Consider the following 18,131-nt stretch of genomic DNA (forward strand, 5'->3'; position numbering starts at 1 on the left):
GTTTCGGAGGGAAGGTGGATGGCCGTGAGGGAGATCGAGGAGGTCGGCGATGTGGAGAGCCGCTACGAGGTGCTGGACATGGTCGGTGACGGCGGCCAGGGCGACCTTTTCCTCGGGCGTGACCGCAGCAGCGGGCAGAAGGTGGCGTTGAAGCTTCAGAAGGCCCGGGACCTCGGACCCGAGAGCGATTTCCACTGGGCCGGTGATGAACTCCTCAAAGAGGGATCACGCATGATGATGCTGACGGGAATCCAGGCGATTCCCGAAGTCATCGCCACGGGGACACACCGGCGACGCCGGTGCCTGGTCATGGAATTTATCGAAGGGCACCAACTGCAGAAGGTCCTGTCGGCGGCCCTGCCCGTTAAGGATCCTGAGACCGTTGCGGCCGTCATCGGCCAACTGTGCGAGATTCTGGCAGAAGTCCACGACCGGAATCTGGTGCACTGCGATCTCAAGCCCGAGAACGTCATCGTGCAGCCGGACGGCCGTCTCCGGCTCATTGACATGGGCCACGCGGTCATGGCGGATCAGGAGACGGAATACGCACGCGGCACGCGCGGCTGGGCCTCCCCCGAGCAGTCCGACGCGTGCCCGTCAGGTCTGACGCGGCAAGCGGACATCTTCGCACTCGGCTGCATCCTGCTGGAGATGACCGTGATGCGCCTGCCCTACGGCGGACAGGACGAGCGGGCGGAAGAGGGCACCCCGGTGCTGCCGGCCGACCGGCTCGCCAAACTACCCCCGGAGTTCGCCTCCCTGGCTCTGTGGATGGTCCGGTGGAAGGCGGCGGAGCGCCCCGCGGATGTCCGTGAAGTGTTCGACCGGCTCCGCTGCTACCTATCCCAGCTCGGCTCGCAACGGCCGTCGAAGCCCCTGCGCCCGGACCCGACCGAGTACTACCGCACGCATCCGCCCCGGCTTTGACGGTGAGCCGACGGCCGCCGACCGGGCGGGTCACCTCAGCCCTTCCAGCCGCTCCCGGACCTCCCGCACCCCCTCACCACCCATCAGCTCACGCAGCACGATGACTCTCTCCAGCTCCCGCACCGCCGCGTCGGTGTCGCCGGCGGACACCAGGACATCAGCGAAAAGCATCCGTACCTTGTCCTCGTTGGGCCAGTTCTCCTGTTCGCGGTAGATGTCGGAGGCCTGCCGGTACAGGGTGATGGCCTCGTCCCGTTCGGAACGGGCCAGGTGCACCTTGGCCAGTGTGAACAGCACATCGGCCAGACCGCTGCGCTCCGTCGTGCGCTCCACCACGCCCAGAGCGTCGGCGCACCGACGGAGCGCCCGCTCGTGCTCGCCCCGGTCGAGGTGGATCGCGCCGAGAACGTTCAGAACAGCCGCTTCCCCGACCCGGTCGGACACCTCCCGACACAACTCCAGGGCACGGCGGAGCACTTCCTCCGCTCCCGTCAGGTCGTCCTGCTTGCGCAGGGTGAGCCCGAGCCGGTGCAGCGTACGGGCCAGACTCAACCGGCCTTCCGTGCTGCGGTCCTCCTCGCTGAGCCGGACGGCCCTGCGCAGGGCGCCCACCGCCAAGTCGTACTCACCGAGCCGCCAGTGGGTCCCTGCCAGCGACCGGTGGACCATGGCGCGATCGACCGGACCGGCGACGGTTTCCGCCGCCTCGGCGGCGTACCGGAGGTTCTGCCGCGCATCATCGAGCAGGCGGCGGCGCCATTGGTAGATGACCAGGGCCATCGGAAGCAGCCATACGTACCGGTCGATACGCCGATTGATCGCCAAGTGAATGCCTCGCTGGACGGTGGCGTACTCCTGGTCCAGGAACGCCATCGCCTCCGCGAGGTCCGCGGGGTCGGTGACCCTGACTGCTCCGGGCTCGCCGGTGGGCAGGGTGCGTTCGCGGTCGAGCACCCGGTCGCAGGCGCGGACGTTGTGCAGCTGGTGTTCCAGCACCTGTCGTACGGTCGCCCGCTCGATCTCCGCGTTCTCTCCGTCCGGCACCGGCCGCACGTGCCGAAGGGCGAAGGCCCGCACGAGGTCGTGCAGCCCGTAGCGGTCGCCGTGATGTTCCACCAGGTTCGCCGCCACGAGGTCCACCAGGGCCCGGTCGGTACGCGTCCCTTCGTCCACTGCCCGTCCCAGATCCATCACCGCCTCCCAGGAAGCGCTGGGCCCGGGGTGGACGGCGAGCTGCCACAGCAGCAGCCGGGCTTCCTCATTCAGCACGCGCACGGAGCAGTTGAGCGCGGCGCGGACCGACAGTTCGTGCTCGGGCAGGTCCAGGGTGTCCAGCTTCGCCCGCTCCAGCTCGTTCTCCATCTCCCGCACCAGGGCAGGGAGGGTGTGCAGCGGACGCGCCCCGACCTCCAAGAGCCGGGCCACCACCACGAGGGCCAACGGCAGCCGACCGCAGAGGTGGACCAGCTTGCTGAAGGGCACGGCGTGCTTGGCCCGGTCCTCGGCCGACACTTTCTCCTGGAGCACCTCCAGGGCGTCCGCCTCGTGCAGCGCCTCCATCTTGCGGAACAGCACCTTTCTCTCGGACTGCAGCCGCAAGAGGTCGTTACGACTGGTGACGATCACGGCGCAGGTACCGTCTCCGGGAAGCAGCGGCAGCACCTGCTGGGCGCTGAGCGCGTCGTCGAGGACGATGAGCACCGACCGGTGGGCCAGCGCCGACCGCAGCGCGTTGCTCTTGCTCTCCGTTCCGGTCACCGCGGTGTAGGGCGGCAGCGCGGCCAGAAAGCCGTCCAGGATCTCGTCCGGTTCGGCGGGCCGCACGTCTCCGTCGGCGAATCCGTTCAGTTCGCCGCGCAGCACCCCGTCGGGAAACCGCTCCCGCAGCCGACCGGCGAGGTTCTCGGCCACCGTGGTCTTCCCGACGCCCGCCATGCCGCTGATCAGGACCAGCGCCAGATTGCCGGCGACCCGTTCCTCGCACACGGCCTCGAAGAGGTCACCAATCAGCTCGTCCTGCCCGATCGGCTTGCGCCTGCCGCCGGGCAACTGGTCGGGAACGGGGGGCAGGAGCGCCCCGCCCGGTCGACGGTTCTCTCCCCGGACCTGGTCGATGGCGCTCTGTACATCAACGTCCGCTTTTCCGTTGCGCTTCTCCCACTTCTTGATGAGCCGCTCACGTTGGGACTCCGGCAGGTCTGCGTGGGCGAGCAGGTAGAACCGGAAGATCTGGGGCAATTCCGGCGCGCGCTCGAACCATTCCTCCGTCTCCTCGCGCAGCCATTTGACCTCCCTGGACTTGTACGCTGCGTCCAGCCGCGCGTACACGGCGGCCATCAACTCGGCCCGTAGCTCCTCCCGACGCAAGTGGAAGCCGGTCTCGGACAGTCCGTGCAACGGTTCGTCCTCGCCGTCCCACTCCTCCAAGGCCGCGCCGAGCAGCTCGAACTGCGCTTTGCAGTTCAGTCCCTCAGCCTGCTTCACCTTTTCGCGGAAACGGAGCAGGTCGACGTCTCCCACCGGCACGCGGAGCGCGCAGTAACCCGACTTGCCGCTATGGGGCACGGACTCCTGGCCCAGCCGCTTCCGCAGGTCGGCGACGACGCGGTTAACCAGATCGCCGACGTCCTCGACGCCCTCCCAGAGGACTTCGGCTATGTCCTTCCTCTTACATCGGCAGTCTGGCGAGGTCACCAGGAGCGCGAACAGGGCCGCCACCTTCGACCCTTCGACCACCCTCTTGCCGCCGTCCCCCTCGGCCCGCACCGGGCCCAGCACGTACCCCTCCATCACCCTCCCCCTCACCGCGCCGCAGTCAATGATCCGGCTCCTCGCCGGCGCTCCTTCATCTGTGCGCCGCGCTGTGCCGCTTCACACGCGCTTGCTTCTTCACGCCCCCCGGGGACTCAGTTATCCCTCAGTTTTCGCTCTGCGGCCCCGCTTCACCCCCGGGCACGATGGCACCAGCCGCTCGCAGAAGCACGAAACAGCGGCTTAGTCATCCATCGACTCATCAGAGAGGAACCGCGAACCCGATGAACAGCCGTCAGCGCAACCGCCGGGCAGCCCGTCTGCGCCAGTCCCCCGACTGGCCGCCGAGCCGCCGCCGGCGGGCGGCCGTCCGGACCGAGGACACCACCCCGGCGAGCCCGCCCACCGAGGCGCCGGACACCTCGTCCTCCGAGACCGCCTGAGCGCAACAGTTCGTGGGTGCCCGTTCTGTACGGGCACCCACCAGCCTCGCGAACTTCGTCACCGGCGAGCTCGCGGCCTGGCTGCCGCGCTTGTTACACGCTCGTGGTCAAAGGCGGCGTTATCTGGTCGAGAAGATCACTACCGCATGCTCACGCATCAAAGTGAGGCTGGTGGGACTCGCCTCCGCTTGACGCGGATATGAGGCGGTGCGTCCCCACCACAGGACCCACCTCGTCCAGCATCTCGGTATCTCCAGCACCTCCGGACTCAGGCGTCCGCAGTTTGAAGAGAGGACATTTCCTGATGTATCCACCGCACAGCAGTGCGTTCGCCTCGGTGAGGCGGCACTTCGACGATCCCCGGACCAGTGACGCGGTCTTCGTGCTCGTCCCCACGGACGCCGACGAGGCTGATCCGGTTCGGCTGACCGCCGCCGAGACGCACAAGGCCTTGTACGGCCCCGGCTCCGACCCGCAGTTCGCCACCGCGGTCTGGGAGGAGGTCATCCGCACGGCGCAGAGCGACCTGACTCCAGACAGCACGGGGAAACTCCTGGCGATCTGGCTGGCCCTGCCCCGGTTGACCGGGACGGTCCACCGGGTCTGCACGCGCCTGCGGGCCGACCGGTCGGACGTGGAGGCCGAGATGGTCCTGACTCTCCTGGAAAAGCTGGCGGATCGGGACGGCACGAGCTGTCTCACCGACTCCTCCCTGCTGCACGCGGCGCGCGCCAGGGCGTGGCATCTCGCCCGGGAAGGGCTGCGGGAGCTTCCCTCCGCCCAGATCGAACGCATCACCGAGGAGCACGCTCTCACTGCGTCCGGCGAGGAGGCGGACGCTCCGGCGGCGGAGAGCCTGGACGTACGGGTCGACCGTCCGGACGGCCCGGACAGGCTGTGCGCACCGCTGCGTTTCCGGGTGCGCCCGGAGCATCTGCGCCGACAGGGAATCTTCATCGACACCGACGACGGGTCGCAGGACCGTCCGGCGGGTCACAGTCCCGGGAAGAGGCGACGGCCCGGGCGCCGCGCGGACACCCGGCCGGTCCGCCCTGCGGGGAGGCGAGGGTGAAGGACCCGGCAGAGGGCCGCCTCAGTTTCACGGAGATGTTCGACCTGCCCGTCGCAGTGGACCTGCGCACGGCGGCCCGAGCACTCGGAATCGGCTCGACGACCGCGTACCGGCTGATCCGCGAGCACGAGTTCCCCTGCCCCGTCCTCCGCATCGGACGTAGGTACAGGATTCCGACCAACGAGCTGATGCGCGCCCTGGGGATCGAGGACCGCCCGCTGTACAGCGTGGACCCGGAAGAGGACACGGACGATCCGAGCGTCGGCTTCTGACGGTAACCACCGTGCGGCTCCGTGGCATCGGCCATGGAGCCGCACGGCCCTGCCTCCTACGACGGGCCGTTCGCCGCCGACGTGCGCCGCACGGTTCTCCACGGCTGCTCGGCAATCGGAGGGCGAAGGGATGCCCTCCTTCTTCGCCGAGCGGTTCGGCGGCCGACAGCCCGCGCGCGTCGGCCAGTTCGTGGACCCGCCGGCGATCACCGACCCGAGCTACGGCGAGCACGCCCGTCAACCCCGAACCTGCCGGTGAGCCGTCGACACACGCTTCGGCGCCCACGTCATGATCGCCGCGCCTGGCCGGGGCGCGGATCTGAACGCCCCGGCGGCCCAGCCCTACGCACCGCTCGCCACGACCGCCATCGAGGGGACGACCCCGAAGGTCCTCGTAGTCGTGGGCACGAAGGACTGGCACCCACCCAATCTTCTCCGACCGGCAGGACTGGGGAAGCGACGCCTACACGGCGTCTCCCGCACCGAAGACCAGGTTGGACAACTTCGCGACGACACGGAGCACGGGCTGGGCGGCATCCCGGCCTTCGACGCTGCCGAGGCCACCAACGAGAACCCCGACCGCGTCACCGCCGCACGAGCCCTCGTCCGGGCGCACCTGCGCGCCCGAGTTGTGCCCACAGGAACCGGACTGGTACCGGGCCACCGCGGTCCGCGCATCAGCTCCCACTGCTCCCGGTCCCGCTTCGTGAAGCCGTCGGGCGTGACGTCGTGCCCTGGCGCCTTCAGTTCCAGGAAGCCGGTGATGCGCCCCGATGTCTCCACCGCGTAGTCCGGACGCACCCGGGCCTCGGGCAAGGGATACTCAGGATGAAGGCGAGGACTCAGCTTCCAGCGCGCCCCGAATGTTTCCACCAGCTTCGCCACCGGCAGGCTGATGGACGCCTCCGTGTCGCTGACCCGCAGACGCTCCCTGCACTCGAATCCGAAGTCCGCCACGAGAGCCCGTATCCATTCCTCCGGCACCTTGTCCCCCTCCAAGCTGTGGACGTGGACGGTGGATACCGCAGACACAGCTTGTTGGAGGCGAGAGGACCGGCTCAGTCCGCACGGGGGGGCGCGCGAGGGGCACGGACAGCGCGTTCCGTGACCGCCGGGAAAGCAGAGGGCGGGTGTTGGTTGGGAAGAGACTGCCGTAGCCAATGTGAACCTTGCCTGCCGCCCAAACGGGAAGGCGCGTGGGACGCCATTCTCGCGCCGAGCGGACCCGCTGCCCCATCTCGCGAAAGCATACGAATCCACCCGCTGAACGAACGGGTCAGTCCCCCGGCGGACTGCCAGAAGCCAGCACCGCCCAGAACCTCATTCCGTCCCGTACCCACGCCGTCGAACGTCAGGAAACGGGGAACCAGGCCGACAGGCGCTTGGCAATAGCCGGTACATCGATGTTGTCCTGCGCGACTTCCTCGACGAACGGGCCAGCCACGGAGACGGGTGGGGGGGCGGTACCGGCGCTGACGCCGTTGAACCGCAGGAAGACACGTGTGGCGAGCCAGGCAGTGCGCTTGTTGCCGTCGACCAACGCGTGATTGCGGGCGACGGAGTGCAGCAGTGCCGCGGCCTTTTCGTGGAGCGTGGGATACAGCTCGGCTCCGAACACGTTCGTCCGGGGCCTCTCGATCGCCGACACCAGAAGGCCCATGTCACGCACGCTGTGCTCGGTGCCGTTGACTGTGCGGGCGATGGCCAGGATCTCGTCGATCTGGATGTAGCGCACGTCGGTCACTTCAGGTAGTCCAGGATCTCCGCATCGCTGTCCATCAGCTCGGCCAGGACGTCATCGACCTTCAGCTCGGCCCGGTCCTGGGCGTCACGGATGGCCTCAATGGCAAGTTCCTGCTTGCTGCGGCCCTCCCGACGGGCCCGCTCCGTAAGCTGCGCGTCCAGGTCGTCGGGAAGTCGGAGTGTCATCGCCATACGGCCATGATACCTGACCGGTATCACGCGAGCGGTCGAGTGTCTTGTGCCCTAAAAGCGTCGGCCGAAGATGGCGGCTCGCAGCGCCTGCGGAGGTTCCGCAGAGCCTTCCGCTTCGAGCGTCATCCGAGCGTCAAGAATCTCCGAAAGCCCCTTCGCGGGCGTCGCTCACGCAGGCACCTCGCTAACGAACCCGCAGGTCAGCGATCTGCAAAGATCAATCCGTCGCTTGAACCGTTCCACGGAGGGAAACAGGTCGAGCAACCCACCCGGACAACAAAAGCGCAGGTCATGACCCCTTGCCCGCAGGCTCAAGAATGGCCACGCACTCCATGTGCGACGTCATCGGAAACAGATCGAACACCCGCAGCATCCGCACCCGGTACCCCCCGTCCCGGAAGTACCCCAGGTCCCGGGCGAGTGCCGCCGGGTCGCAGGCCACGTACGCGATCCTCCGGGCACCCAGCGATGCCATGTGCTGCACCGTCTTCTTGCCCGCGCCCGCGCGCGGCGGGTCCAGGACGATGAGGTCGACCTCGTCGATGCCGGTGCGCGGCAGGACCGACTCGACCTTGCCCTGTTCGATGCGGACCCGGTCGAAGCCGGCGAGGTTGTGCCGGGCGTCCTCGACGGCGCGCTTGCCGGACTCGATGCCGAGGACCGCGCCCTTGTCGCCGACCCGGTCGGCCAGGGCGCCGGCGAAGAGACCGACGCCGCAGTAGAGGTCGAGGGCCATGTCGCCCTTGCGCGGGAGCAGGCCCTGCATGACCGCGAGGACCAGGGTGTCGGCGGCCTTGGGGTGGACCTGCCAGAAGCCGCCGGAGCCGACCCGGTGGGTGCGGTCGTCCGCGCGCTCGCGGACGAAGGGGCGGCCGTGGACGCGGTGGACGCCGCCGTCCTTCTCGTCGACGCGCATGACGGAGACCGGGCGGTCCAGTTCGACGAGGGGGAGCCTCGCGCCCGGGCGGGGAGTCAGGATGACCTGCCGGTCCTGCGAGCCGCTCGCCGCGATCGCCTCGACGGACTCCATGCCCGTCCAGTCCCGCTGCTCGATGCCCAGCTCGCTGACGCCCTCGGCGGCGATCATGCAGTGGTCGATCGGTTCCACCTCGTGGGAACGGTGCTTGCGCAGGCCCGCGTTGCCCTCGGCGTCCACCGCGTACTGCACACGCGTGCGCCACGACGGGACCTGGCCGGCGGGCACCTTGTCGCCCTCGGCCGGCATCACCGTGCCGTCCCAGCCGGCCTCCTCGGGCGTGAGGCCCGCGAGGCGCTTCAGCTGCTCGGTGACGACCTCGCCCTTCAGGCGGCGCTGCGCTCCCGGCTTGGCGTGCTGCCAGTCGCAGCCGCCGCAGCGGCCGGGGCCGGCGAAGGGGCAGGGGGCCTCGATGCGGTCCTTGGAGGCGTCCAGGATCTCGACCGCGTCGGCGCGCAGGAAGCGGGCACCCTCCTCGCCCTCCGTGACCCGGGCCACGACGCGCTCACCGGGCAGCGCGTGCCGGACGAACAGCACCTGGCCCTCGGACGTACGGGCGATGCAGTGGCCGCCGTGGGCGACGGGGCCGATCTCGACCTCGTACTCCTGGCCCACCAGGGAGACGCCCTGGGACTCCGCCTGCGACTTCTTCGGTTCTGCGTGCATGGCGGGGTGACTCCAGAGAACGGGGTGGCAAGAGACGGACGATCAAGAGGCGGACGCCCTGAGACGTACGACAAAGGACAGCAGCCGTCCAGTCTACGTCGACGACGAGGGGTCCTTCGCCCGGTCGTGCTGTGCCGGACCGCGCCGGACCGCGCCGGGCGCGCTCCAGTCCTGCCGCTTGCGGGCGCGGCGCTTGGCGGCCTCGGACGACTGGAGCTGGTAGGGGACGGAGGTGACCATGACGCCGGGGGTGAAGAGGAGACGGCCCTTGAGACGCAGCGCGCTCTGGTTGTGCAGCAGGTGCTCGTACCAGTGGCCGACCACGTACTCGGGGATGATGACCGAGACCGCGTCGCGCGGGGACTCCTTGCGCAGGCTCTTGACGTACTCGATGACCGGGCGCGTGATCTCGCGGTACGGCGAGTCCAGCACCTTCAGCGGTACGGCGATGCCGCGCCGCTCCCACTCCTCGCGCAGCGCCTTGGTCTCCGCCGGGTCGACGTTGACGCTGAGCGCCTCCAGGGTGTCGGAGCGCATCAGCTTGGCGTAGGCGAGGGCGCGCAGGGTGGGGCGGTGGATCTTGGAGATCAGGACGACCGAGTGGACGCGGGAGGGGCGCACCATGTCGTCGGGCTGCGCCTCGTCGGGGTCCTCGGGGGCGGCGATCTCCTCGGCGACGCGGTCGTAGTGCTTGCGGATCGCCGTCATCGTCGCGAAGAAGACGCACATGCCGAGCAGGGCGACCCAGGCGCCGTGCGTGAACTTGGTGGCCAGGACGACGACCAGGACGAGTCCGGTGAAGAAGGCGCCGAATGCGTTGATGGCGCGGGAGCGGTGCATGCGGCGGCGCTTGGCCTGGTCCCGTTCGGTGGCCAGGTGGCGGTTCCAGTGGCGGACCATGCCGATCTGGCTCAGCGTGAAGGACACGAACACGCCGACGATGTAGAGCTGGATGAGGCGGGTCGAGTCGGCGCCGTAGACGAAGACCAGGAGCATCGCCGCGCCGGCGAGGAGCACGATGCCGTTCGAGAAGGCCAGGCGGTCGCCGCGGGTGTGCAGCTGGCGCGGCAGGTAGCGGTCCTGGGCGAGGATCGAGCCGAGCAGCGGGAAGCCGTTGTACGCGGTGTTCGCGGCGAGGAAGAGGACCAGCGCGGTGGCGGCGGCCAGGACGATGAACAGGAAGCTGCCCTCGCCGAAGACCGCCTCGGCGACCTGGGAGATCACCGGGTGCTGGACGTAGTCCGAGCCGAGCGCGACGCCGTCGTGGAAGAGGTCGGTGGCCGGGTTCTCCGACATGCGGACGTCGGTGGCGGCGGCCAGCGCGATGATGCCGCAGAACATGGTGACGGCGAGCAGGCCCATCAGCGCGAGGGTGTTCCCCGCGTTCTTCGACTTGGGCTTGCGGAAGGCCGGGACACCGTTGGAGATGGCCTCGACGCCGGTCAGGGCGGCGCAGCCGGAGGAGAAGGCGCGCAGGAGGAGGAAGACCAGGGCGAAGCCCGCCAGGCCGCCGTGTTCCGGTTTGATCTCGTAGTCCGCCGTCGGGGCGCGCATGGTGTCGTCGAGCACCAGGCCGCGGAAGGCTCCCCACGCGATCATGATGAAGACGCCCGCGACGAAGACGTAGGTCGGAATCGCGAACAGGGTGCCCGACTCCCTGACCCCACGCAGGTTCATCAGCGTCAACAGCAGGATCACGGCGACCGCGCAGAGGACCTTGTGCTCGACGACGAAGGGGATCGCGGAGCCGAGGTTCTCGATGCCGGAGGAGATGGAGACGGCGACGGTCAGGACGTAGTCCACCAGCAGCGCGCTCGCCACCGTCAGGCCGGCCTTGGGGCCGAGGTTGGTGTTCGCGACCTCGTAGTCCCCGCCGCCGCTCGGGTAGGCGTGCACGTTCTGCCGGTAGGAGGCGACCACGGTGAACATCAGCACGACGACCGCGACCGCGATCCACGGGCTGAAGTGGTAGGCCGACACGCCCGCGATGGACAGGACCAGCAGCACCTCGCCGGGCGCGTACGCCACGGAGGAGAGCGGGTCGGAGGCGAAGACGGGGAGGGCGATGCGCTTGGGCAGGAGCGTTTCCCCCAGCCGGTCACTGCGCAGTGCGCGCCCGATCAGGATCCGCTTGGGCACGTCGGTCAGTTTGGACACAACAGAGGATCGTAAGCGTTCGAACGGGCGCCCGCCCACCCGCCACCCCCGATCGGCCCGCCGTCTGCTCCACGAGTGAATTCGGGGGGTGGCGCGGCTGCGGATTCCGCAGGTTACGGGGTTCGCATGCCTATATGGCTGCCTACTTGGCTGCTCATACGGCAAGCATCGTTTCCGACTGCCGTTCCGTTCCGCTTGCCGGCCGCCGCAGCCCACGGAGGTCCCATGCACCTGAGCGCAGAGCTGATCGGGGGCGCCGTCACGCTTCTCGGCCTCGTGATCCTCACTCTCGCCAGCATCCGCAGCATTGGCCGGCGGAGGTCGTCGGCCGGGGGGTGAGACGGCGCCTGCGGCCCCTGGAGGCTTGCCGATACGTTGGGTGCGGACGGGGGGCAGGCGGCCTTCCCTTCGTCCGGGACGCCGGATTCCCGGCCGGGGTCCGGCTTCCGGGGCCCCGAGAGGCGTCAGTGTCGGTGCTCACCGGCATGATGTCCCCTGCGGCCCGCACACTGGCCGCGACGTGTCGCCAGGCGAGCCGAAAGAGAGACATGAGCAGGACATCCACAGAGGCCGGCGGGCCCGCGGAAAGCGGGGTGTGAGGCGATGCACATCGTCATCATGGGCTGCGGGCGCGTGGGCTCCGCCCTCGCGCAGACCCTGGAGCAGCAGGGGCACACGGTCGCCGTGATCGATCAGGACCCCACCGCCTTCCGTCGCCTCGGTTCCACGTTCGGCGGCCGCAGGGTCACCGGCATCGGCTTCGACCAGGACACCCTGCGCGAGGCGGGCATCGAGGAGGCCGGCGCCTTCGCCGCGGTCTCCAGCGGCGACAACTCGAACATCATCGCCGCCCGCGTGGCCCGCGAGATGTTCGGCGTGGAGAACGTCGCCGCCCGCATCTACGACCCCCGCCGCGCCGAGGTCTACCAGCGCCTGGGCATCCCCACGGTCGCCACCGTCCGCTGGACGGCCGACCAGATGCTCCGCCGGCTGCTCCCCTCGGGCGCCGAGCCGCTGTGGCGCGACCCCACCGGCGGGGTCCAGCTCGCCGAGGTGCACACCTCGGCTTCCTGGGTCGGCCACAAGATCAGCAGGCTCCAGGAGGAGACGGGCGTGCGGGTGGCGTTCCTCACCCGGCTCGGGGAGGCCATACTGCCGACCTCGCAGACGGTGTTGCAGGAGGGTGACCTGGTGCACGTGATGATGCGCACCGACGAGGTCCACAAGGTCGAGGCGTCGTTCGCCAAGGGTCCCGAAGAGGAGGCCGGTCACTGATGAGGGTCGCCATTGCCGGAGCCGGTGCGGTGGGCCGCTCGATCGCGGGCGAGCTGCTGGAGAACGGCCACGAGATCCTGCTCATCGACAAGGCGCCGACCGCCATCTCGGTCGAGCGCGTTCCGATGGCGGAGTGGCTGCTCGCCGACGCGTGCGAGATCACGTCCCTGGACGAGGCGGCGCTGCAGCGCTGCAACGTCGTCATCGCGGCGACGGGCGACGACAAGGTCAACCTGGTCGTCTCCCTGCTGGCCAAGACGGAGTACGGCGTTCCGCGCGTCGTCGCCCGGGTGAACAACCCGAAGAACGAGTGGCTGTTCAACGAGTCCTGGGGCGTGGACGTCGCCGTCTCCACCCCGCGGCTGATGTCGGCCCTGGTCGAGGAGGCGGTGAGCGTCGGCGACCTGGTCCGGCTGCTGCGCTTCAGCCACGGCGACGCCAACCTGGTGGAACTGACGCTGCCGGAGGAGTCGACCCTGGCCGGCACCCAGGTCGGCGACGTGGAGTGGCCCGAGGACACCTCGCTGGTCACGATCATCCGTGGCACCCGGGTGCTGACCCCGTCCCCGGAGGACTCCCTGGAGGCGGGTGACGAGCTGCTGTTCGTGGCCGCGCAGGCCCGTGAGGAGCAGCTGGAGGACCTGCTGTCGGCCCGGCGGACCGACGCCGGGCGCTGAGCCGGGGCAGGGCCGCGATCGTCGCGCGATACGTCGGTGGGGGCGCCCGGAGATTTCCGGGCGCCCCCACCGACGTATGCCGTCCGTCCTGTGCGGTCAGTCCTTGCGGTGCCTTCCGCCGCGTGCGGAGTCCACGGCTTCGCCGTCCCGGGCCTCGCGCTCGGCCTTCTCGCGCTCCGCCTTCTCCTCCTCGGCCTTCTCGGCCGCCTCCATCTCCGCGAACACGTCGATGGGGGCCGGCGCCTTCGCCAGGAACACCCAGGTCAGCCAGACCGCGAGCAGGAACGGCGGGATCTTCAGGGTGACCAGGACCCAGCCGAGCTGCTCGGTGTCGGCCCACCAGTACAGCGGGAAGAGGATCGCGCTCTTGCCGAGCAGGATCAGCCCCCAGGCGTAGCTGGCCTTGGTGTACGCCTTCTTGCGGCCCGGGTTGCGGGTGCGCCAGGAGAGGTTCTCCTTGAAGACCGGGCCGAGGATCAGGCCGATCAGCGGCACTCCGGCCAGCGAGGTGACGATGTACGCCATGGCCAGGCCCAGGGTGTAGAGCATGCCCGGCAGATAGAAGTTCTTGGCGTTGTCGGTCATCATCGCGAAGACCACGCCGAAGGCGACGCCGAAGACCCCGCTGAAGGCGTGCTTGACGGTGTCCTTCATCACCAGCCGGACCACGACCAGCACCAGCGACACGGCCAGCGCCGCGATCGCCGACATGTGCAGGTCGTTGTTGAGCGTGAAGATGGTGACGAAGAGCAGACCCGGCAGCACCGTCTCGACCAGGCCCCGCACGCCGCCGAACGCCTCGAACAGCGCGGCCTCCGTCACCGCCCGGGCGTCGTCGGCTTCCGTGTCTTGGGTGTCTTCGGTCGGCTTGTCGAGCGACGTCACCGGCTACTCCCGTCCGAGGGGTCTCAGTTCGTATTTCGGGTTGAAGAGCACCCGGCGGCCCCGGCTCATGGAGATCCGGCCCGATGCGATGAGCTTGCGCCCCGGCTCTATGCCCACGATCGAGCGTCTGCCCAGCCACACCACGTCCAGGGCGGCGGAGCCGTCGAACAGCTCGGCCTCCAGGGCCGGGACGCCCGCACGCGGTCGCAGGGTGACCGTGCGCAAGGTACCAGTAACCGAGACGATCTGCCGGTCCTGGCAGTCGCAGATGCGGGTGCAGCCGGCGGTGTCGGCGTCCTCGCGCAGTTCCTCGGACTCCAGGTCCTCCTGCGACGAGGACAGCCGGTCGAACATGCGCCGGAACCGGCCCATCGGCTTGTCGGAACGCGGAGCAGCACTCATATCTGAAGCGTACCGGGGCGCGCCGACAGCCAGACACCCTCTCCGGGCCGGTATCGCGAGGCTCACTTCCCGCTCGCCTCACCTCCCCCGCGCTCACCCCTCCTCCCCGGCGCTCGCCGCCTCCCTCCTCGCCCCCCGCTCACTTCTCGAAGCGGTATCCCATGCCCGGTTCCGTGATGAAGTGCCGCGGGTGCGCGGGGTCCGCCTCCAGCTTGCGACGCAGCTGCGCCATGTAGACCCGCAGGTAGTTGGTCTCCGTCCCGTACGACGGCCCCCACACCTCCCGCAACAGCTGTTTCTGGCTGACCAGGCGTCCGGTGTTGCGCACCAGCACCTCCAGCAGATGCCACTCGGTGGGAGTGAGCCGTACGTCCTTCCCGCCCCGGTGCACCTTCTTCGCGGCCAGGTCGACGGTGAACTCCGCGGTGTCCACGACCACGTCGTCCTCGCCGCCCGTGACCGGCTCGGCCCGGCGGACGGCGGCCCGCAGCCGGGCCAGCAGTTCGTCCATGCCGAAGGGCTTGGTGACGTAGTCGTCGGCGCCCGCGTCGAGCGCCTCGACCTTCTCGTCGGAGGAGTGCCGGGCGGACAGCACCAGGATCGGCACCCGGGTCCACCCGCGCAGGCCCCTGATCACCTCGACGCCGTCCATGTCGGGCAGGCCGAGGTCCAGCACCACCACGTCGGGGTGGCGTGCGGCGGCGAGCTGGAGGGCGGTGGCACCGTCGTGGGCGGCGTCGACCTCGTAGTGCCGTGCCTTGAGGTTGATCACGAGGGCACGCACGATCTGCGGTTCGTCGTCGATCACGAGCACCCGGGTCATCGGGCGGCCTGCCTTTCTGCTGTCGCGGAGTGCGGCGTCGCGGCGTGCGGCGTCGCGGCGTGCGGCGTCGCGGCGTGCGGCGTCGCGGGCCCGGGGGAGCCCGCCGCGCGGAGGGTGAGCACCATGGTGAGGCCGCCGCCGGGGGTGTCCTCGGCGTTCAGGGTGCCGCCCATCGCCTCGGCGAATCCCCTGGCGACGGCCAGGCCGAGCCCCACACCCGCCCCGCGCGGGGCGTCGCCGTAACGCTGGAAGGGCTCGAAGATACGGTCCTTGGCCTCGTCCGGCACTCCCGGCCCCCGGTCGACGACCCGTACCTCGACCCGGTCCGCGAGGGCGCTGGCGGCGACCAGGACGGTACGGCCGGCGGGGCTGTACTTGACGGCGTTCTCGACCAGGTTGGCCATCGACCGCTCCAGGAGCCCGGCGTCGACGGCGACCATGGGCAGGGTTTCGGGGATGTCCAGTTCGGCGCTTCCCTCGGGCACCCCGCCGAGCGCCATCGGCACCACCTCGTCGACGTCGATCTCCCGGATCAGCGGCGTGACCGTGCCGGTCTGGAGGCGGGACATGTCGAGCAGGTTGCCCACGAGGTGGTCGAGGCGGTCGGCGCCCTCCTCGATGCCCTCCAGGAGTTCCGCCTGGTCCTCCTCGGACCACGCCACGTCGTCGGACCTCAGGCTCGTGACCGCCGCCTTGATCCCGGCGAGCGGTGTCCGGAGGTCGTGGCTGACGGCGGCCAGCAGCGCCGTACGGATGCGGTTGCCCTCGGCCAGCGCGCGGGCCCGGTCGGCCTCCTCGCGCAGGCGTCGCCGGTCCAGGACCACGGCGGCCTGGGCGGCGAAGGCTGCCAGTACCCGGCGGTCCTCGGCGGGCAGGACGCGTCCGGTCAGCGCGAGGGCCATGTGGTCGCCGACCGGCATGTCCACGTCCGCGTCCTCGGGACGCCCGACCGGTGGGCCCGCCCCGGACCGGCCCGCGCAGGTCCAGGGCGACACGTCGTCATCCCGTTCCAGGAGGGCGGCCGACTCCATGCCGAAGGTCTCGCGGACCCGTTCCAGCAGTGCCTCCAGGCTGGTCTCACCGCGCAGGACGTTGCCCGCCAGGAAGGAGAGGATCTCGGACTCGGCACGTAGCCGGGCGGCCTGATGGGTGCGGCGGACCGCGACGTCGACCACCGAGGCCACGGAGAGCGCGACGCCCACGAATATGGTCAGCGCGAGGAAGTTCCTCGGGTCGGCGATGGTGATCCGGTTGACCGGGGGCGTGAAGAACCAGTTCAGCAGCAGGGACCCGACCGCGGCCGAGGCCAGCGCCGGGTACAGCCCGCCGAGCAGGGCCGCGGCCACGGTCAGCGCCAGGTAGAACAGGACGTCGTTGGCGAGTCCGAGGTGGACGGTGTTCAGCAGCAGTGTCAGCAGCACCGGTCCGCCGAGACCCGCGATCCAGCCCCAGACGATCCGGGAACGCCCGAGCCGCGCGCCCCTGGCCACCGGCAGCCCGCGGCCCTTGGCGACCTCCTCGTGGGTCACGATGTGGACGTCCAGGTCGGGGCCGGACTCGCGGGCCACCGTGGCACCGACGCCGGGGCCGAAGACGTACTGCCAGGCCTTGCGGCGCGAGGAACCGAGGATGATCTGGGTGGCGTTGACGCCGCGCGCGAAGTCGAGCAGGGCGGCCGGTATGTCCTCGCCGAGCACGTGATGGAAGGTGCCGCCGAGGTCCTCCACCAGGGTGCGCTGCACCGCCAGCTCCTTCGGGGAGGCCGAGGTCAGTCCGTCGCTGCGGGCTATGTACACGGCCAGCACCTCCCCGCCGGCGCCCTTCTCGGCGAGGCGTGCGGCCCGTCGTATCAGCGTCCGGCCCTCGGGACCGCCGGTCAGACCGACCACGATGCGCTCGCGCGAGCCCCAGATCCTGGAGACGCGGTGCTCGCTGCGGTACTGCTGGAGGTACTCGTCGACCCGGTCCGCGACCCACAGCAGGGCCAGTTCCCGCAGGGCGGTGAGGTTGCCGGGGCGGAAGTAGTTGGACAGGGCCGCGTCGACCTTGTCCGGCTGGTAGATGTTGCCGTGGGCCATGCGGCGACGCAGCGCCTGCGGCGACATGTCCACCAGTTCGATCTGATCCGCGCGCCGCACCACCTCGTCCGGCACCGTCTCCCGCTGCCGTACGCCCGTGATCGACTCGACGACGTCGCCGAGTGACTCCAGGTGCTGGATGTTGACGGTCGACACGACGTCGATACCGGCGGCCAGCATCTCCTCGACGTCCTGCCACCGCTTGGCGTTGCGGGCGCCGGGGACGTTGGTGTGGGCCAGCTCGTCCACCAGGGCCACCCGGGGGGCCCTGGCCAGCACCGCGTCCAGGTCCAGCTCGGTGAAGAGCGCGCCGCGGTGCGCCAGCTCCCGGCGCGGTACCTGTTCCAGGCCGTGCAGCAGCACCTCGGTGCGTGATCTGCCGTGGTGCTCCACGAAGGCCACGACGCAGTCGGTGCCCCGCTCCGTGCGCCGGTGCGCCTCGGACAGCATCGCGTACGTCTTGCCGACGCCCGGCGCCGCGCCGAGGTAGATCCGAAGCTTGCCGCGTCCCATGGCCTCATTGTCTTCCGGTCACCGCTGAGTGCGCAGCGTCGACCCTACGGCCAGTAATCCCGACAAATGGGGGCAGGGGGTGGGTCGGGAGCGCTCTTTGACGCAACTCTGACGTCCGCGGTCGTGACGTCCCCGGCCGTTGCCTTCACTGCTCGAACCGCGGGCCTCACCGCCGGCCGGCCATGAGCCCCACCGATGCCCGGCCGCGGGGGGGGCGCTGTCCCCCGCAGTTCCGGGGCCCGGTCGGCGAGGTCCGGCTGCGGGCGCGGCGCGTGAGAG

General features: G+C 69.9%; 17 protein-coding genes. 8 read left to right on the plus strand and 9 right to left on the minus strand.

Features of this window, described 5'->3' with window-relative positions; translation table 11 throughout:
- Positions 1-24 precede the first annotated feature (24 nt).
- Entirely contained in the window at positions 25-927 is a 903-nt protein-coding gene (locus tag ACH4NX_RS20505) for a serine/threonine protein kinase (protein WP_398128132.1), read from the plus strand.
- Between the two features lie 30 nt (positions 928-957).
- Here ACH4NX_RS20505 and ACH4NX_RS20510 read toward each other — a convergent pair whose 3' ends face one another.
- Positions 958-3,717 carry a tetratricopeptide repeat protein gene (locus tag ACH4NX_RS20510; protein ID WP_398128133.1) on the minus strand — a complete coding sequence of 920 codons (2,760 nt, stop codon included), beginning with the start codon at positions 3,715-3,717 and terminating at the stop codon, positions 958-960.
- 245 nt (positions 3,718-3,962) lie between these two features.
- On the opposite strand from ACH4NX_RS20510, the gene ACH4NX_RS20515 reads away from it, so the two are divergent.
- The 5 genes from ACH4NX_RS20515 to ACH4NX_RS20535 all read left to right on the plus strand — a co-directional run bounded on the left by ACH4NX_RS20515 (position 3,963) and on the right by ACH4NX_RS20535 (position 6,255).
- Positions 3,963-4,121, plus strand: coding sequence for a hypothetical protein (locus ACH4NX_RS20515; protein WP_398128134.1), 159 nt, complete (start codon positions 3,963-3,965; stop codon positions 4,119-4,121).
- A gap of 304 nt (positions 4,122-4,425) precedes the next feature.
- A complete protein-coding gene (locus ACH4NX_RS20520; RefSeq protein WP_398128135.1) occupies positions 4,426-5,193 on the plus strand; it encodes a hypothetical protein in 768 nt (255 codons plus the stop codon).
- Positions 5,194-5,228: 35 nt separating this feature from the next.
- Positions 5,229-5,465, plus strand: coding sequence for a helix-turn-helix domain-containing protein (locus tag ACH4NX_RS20525; protein ID WP_078992515.1), 237 nt, complete (start codon positions 5,229-5,231; stop codon positions 5,463-5,465).
- A gap of 130 nt (positions 5,466-5,595) precedes the next feature.
- Positions 5,596-5,724: a hypothetical protein gene (locus ACH4NX_RS20530; RefSeq protein WP_398128136.1), complete on the plus strand. Its 129-nt coding sequence runs from the start codon at positions 5,596-5,598 to the stop codon at positions 5,722-5,724.
- Between the two features lie 30 nt (positions 5,725-5,754).
- Complete coding sequence (locus tag ACH4NX_RS20535) at positions 5,755-6,255, plus strand: hypothetical protein (protein WP_398128137.1); 501 nt, start codon at positions 5,755-5,757, stop codon at positions 6,253-6,255.
- A gap of 561 nt (positions 6,256-6,816) precedes the next feature.
- Here ACH4NX_RS20535 and ACH4NX_RS20540 read toward each other — a convergent pair.
- The 4 genes from ACH4NX_RS20540 to ACH4NX_RS20555 form a co-directional block, all read right to left on the minus strand.
- Positions 6,817-7,209: a type II toxin-antitoxin system death-on-curing family toxin gene (locus ACH4NX_RS20540; RefSeq protein ID WP_398128138.1), complete on the minus strand. Its 393-nt coding sequence runs from the start codon at positions 7,207-7,209 to the stop codon at positions 6,817-6,819.
- On the minus strand, positions 7,206-7,400 hold the full coding sequence (locus ACH4NX_RS20545) for a ribbon-helix-helix protein, CopG family (protein ID WP_398128139.1): 195 nt from the start codon (positions 7,398-7,400) through the stop codon (positions 7,206-7,208). The genes ACH4NX_RS20540 and ACH4NX_RS20545 overlap by 4 nt, the downstream gene beginning before the upstream one ends.
- A gap of 289 nt (positions 7,401-7,689) precedes the next feature.
- Positions 7,690-9,042, minus strand: coding sequence for a class I SAM-dependent RNA methyltransferase (locus ACH4NX_RS20550; protein ID WP_398128140.1), 1,353 nt, complete (start codon positions 9,040-9,042; stop codon positions 7,690-7,692).
- Positions 9,043-9,135: 93 nt separating this feature from the next.
- Positions 9,136-11,199 carry an APC family permease gene (locus tag ACH4NX_RS20555; RefSeq protein WP_351392817.1) on the minus strand — a complete coding sequence of 688 codons (2,064 nt, stop codon included), beginning with the start codon at positions 11,197-11,199 and terminating at the stop codon, positions 9,136-9,138.
- 603 nt (positions 11,200-11,802) lie between these two features.
- On the opposite strand from ACH4NX_RS20555, the gene ACH4NX_RS20560 reads away from it, so the two are divergent.
- Positions 11,803-12,474, plus strand: a complete 672-nt coding sequence (locus ACH4NX_RS20560; RefSeq protein WP_279564685.1) for a TrkA family potassium uptake protein — start codon at positions 11,803-11,805, stop codon at positions 12,472-12,474.
- Positions 12,474-13,151 (plus strand): TrkA family potassium uptake protein, encoded by a 678-nt coding sequence (locus tag ACH4NX_RS20565; protein ID WP_351392812.1) that lies wholly within the window; start codon positions 12,474-12,476, stop codon positions 13,149-13,151. Before ACH4NX_RS20560 ends, ACH4NX_RS20565 begins: the two co-directional genes overlap by 1 nt.
- Before the next feature lie 96 nt (positions 13,152-13,247).
- On the opposite strand, the gene ACH4NX_RS20570 is transcribed toward ACH4NX_RS20565, so the two are convergent.
- The 4 genes from ACH4NX_RS20570 to ACH4NX_RS20585 all read right to left on the minus strand — a co-directional run bounded on the left by ACH4NX_RS20570 (position 13,248) and on the right by ACH4NX_RS20585 (position 17,852).
- A complete protein-coding gene (locus ACH4NX_RS20570) occupies positions 13,248-14,036 on the minus strand; it encodes a DUF3159 domain-containing protein (protein ID WP_351392809.1) in 789 nt (262 codons plus the stop codon).
- Positions 14,037-14,039: 3 nt separating this feature from the next.
- Positions 14,040-14,438 (minus strand): OB-fold nucleic acid binding domain-containing protein, encoded by a 399-nt coding sequence (locus ACH4NX_RS20575; protein WP_279564688.1) that lies wholly within the window; start codon positions 14,436-14,438, stop codon positions 14,040-14,042.
- A gap of 139 nt (positions 14,439-14,577) precedes the next feature.
- On the minus strand, positions 14,578-15,261 hold the full coding sequence (locus ACH4NX_RS20580) for a response regulator (protein WP_351392806.1): 684 nt from the start codon (positions 15,259-15,261) through the stop codon (positions 14,578-14,580).
- Positions 15,258-17,852, minus strand: a complete 2,595-nt coding sequence (locus ACH4NX_RS20585; RefSeq protein WP_398128141.1) for an ATP-binding protein — start codon at positions 17,850-17,852, stop codon at positions 15,258-15,260. The genes ACH4NX_RS20580 and ACH4NX_RS20585 overlap by 4 nt, the downstream gene beginning before the upstream one ends.
- Positions 17,853-18,131 lie beyond the last annotated feature (279 nt).

It is taken from the genome of Streptomyces sp. NPDC017225, assembly GCF_044331465.1.
Taxonomy (GTDB): Bacteria; Actinomycetota; Actinomycetes; order Streptomycetales; family Streptomycetaceae; genus Streptomyces.

Bases quoted from the DNA above. Each gene is read 5' to 3' on its own strand.
- ACH4NX_RS20585 (WP_398128141.1), bottom strand. From the start codon at position 17,852: ATGGGACGCGGCAAGCTTCGGATCTACCTCGGCGCGGCGCCGGGCGTC.
- ACH4NX_RS20575 (WP_279564688.1), bottom strand. From the start codon at position 14,438: ATGAGTGCTGCTCCGCGTTCCGACAAGCCGATGGGCCGGTTCCGGCGC.
- ACH4NX_RS20580 (WP_351392806.1), bottom strand. From the start codon at position 15,261: ATGACCCGGGTGCTCGTGATCGACGACGAACCGCAGATCGTGCGTGCC.
- ACH4NX_RS20550 (WP_398128140.1), bottom strand. From the start codon at position 9,042: ATGCACGCAGAACCGAAGAAGTCGCAGGCGGAGTCCCAGGGCGTCTCC.
- ACH4NX_RS20525 (WP_078992515.1), top strand. From the start codon at position 5,229: ATGTTCGACCTGCCCGTCGCAGTGGACCTGCGCACGGCGGCCCGAGCA.
- ACH4NX_RS20510 (WP_398128133.1), bottom strand. From the start codon at position 3,717: ATGGAGGGGTACGTGCTGGGCCCGGTGCGGGCCGAGGGGGACGGCGGC.
- ACH4NX_RS20515 (WP_398128134.1), top strand. From the start codon at position 3,963: ATGAACAGCCGTCAGCGCAACCGCCGGGCAGCCCGTCTGCGCCAGTCC.
- ACH4NX_RS20545 (WP_398128139.1), bottom strand. From the start codon at position 7,400: ATGGCGATGACACTCCGACTTCCCGACGACCTGGACGCGCAGCTTACG.
- ACH4NX_RS20560 (WP_279564685.1), top strand. From the start codon at position 11,803: ATGCACATCGTCATCATGGGCTGCGGGCGCGTGGGCTCCGCCCTCGCG.
- ACH4NX_RS20535 (WP_398128137.1), top strand. From the start codon at position 5,755: ATGATCGCCGCGCCTGGCCGGGGCGCGGATCTGAACGCCCCGGCGGCC.
- ACH4NX_RS20530 (WP_398128136.1), top strand. From the start codon at position 5,596: ATGCCCTCCTTCTTCGCCGAGCGGTTCGGCGGCCGACAGCCCGCGCGC.
- ACH4NX_RS20520 (WP_398128135.1), top strand. From the start codon at position 4,426: ATGTATCCACCGCACAGCAGTGCGTTCGCCTCGGTGAGGCGGCACTTC.
- ACH4NX_RS20565 (WP_351392812.1), top strand. From the start codon at position 12,474: ATGAGGGTCGCCATTGCCGGAGCCGGTGCGGTGGGCCGCTCGATCGCG.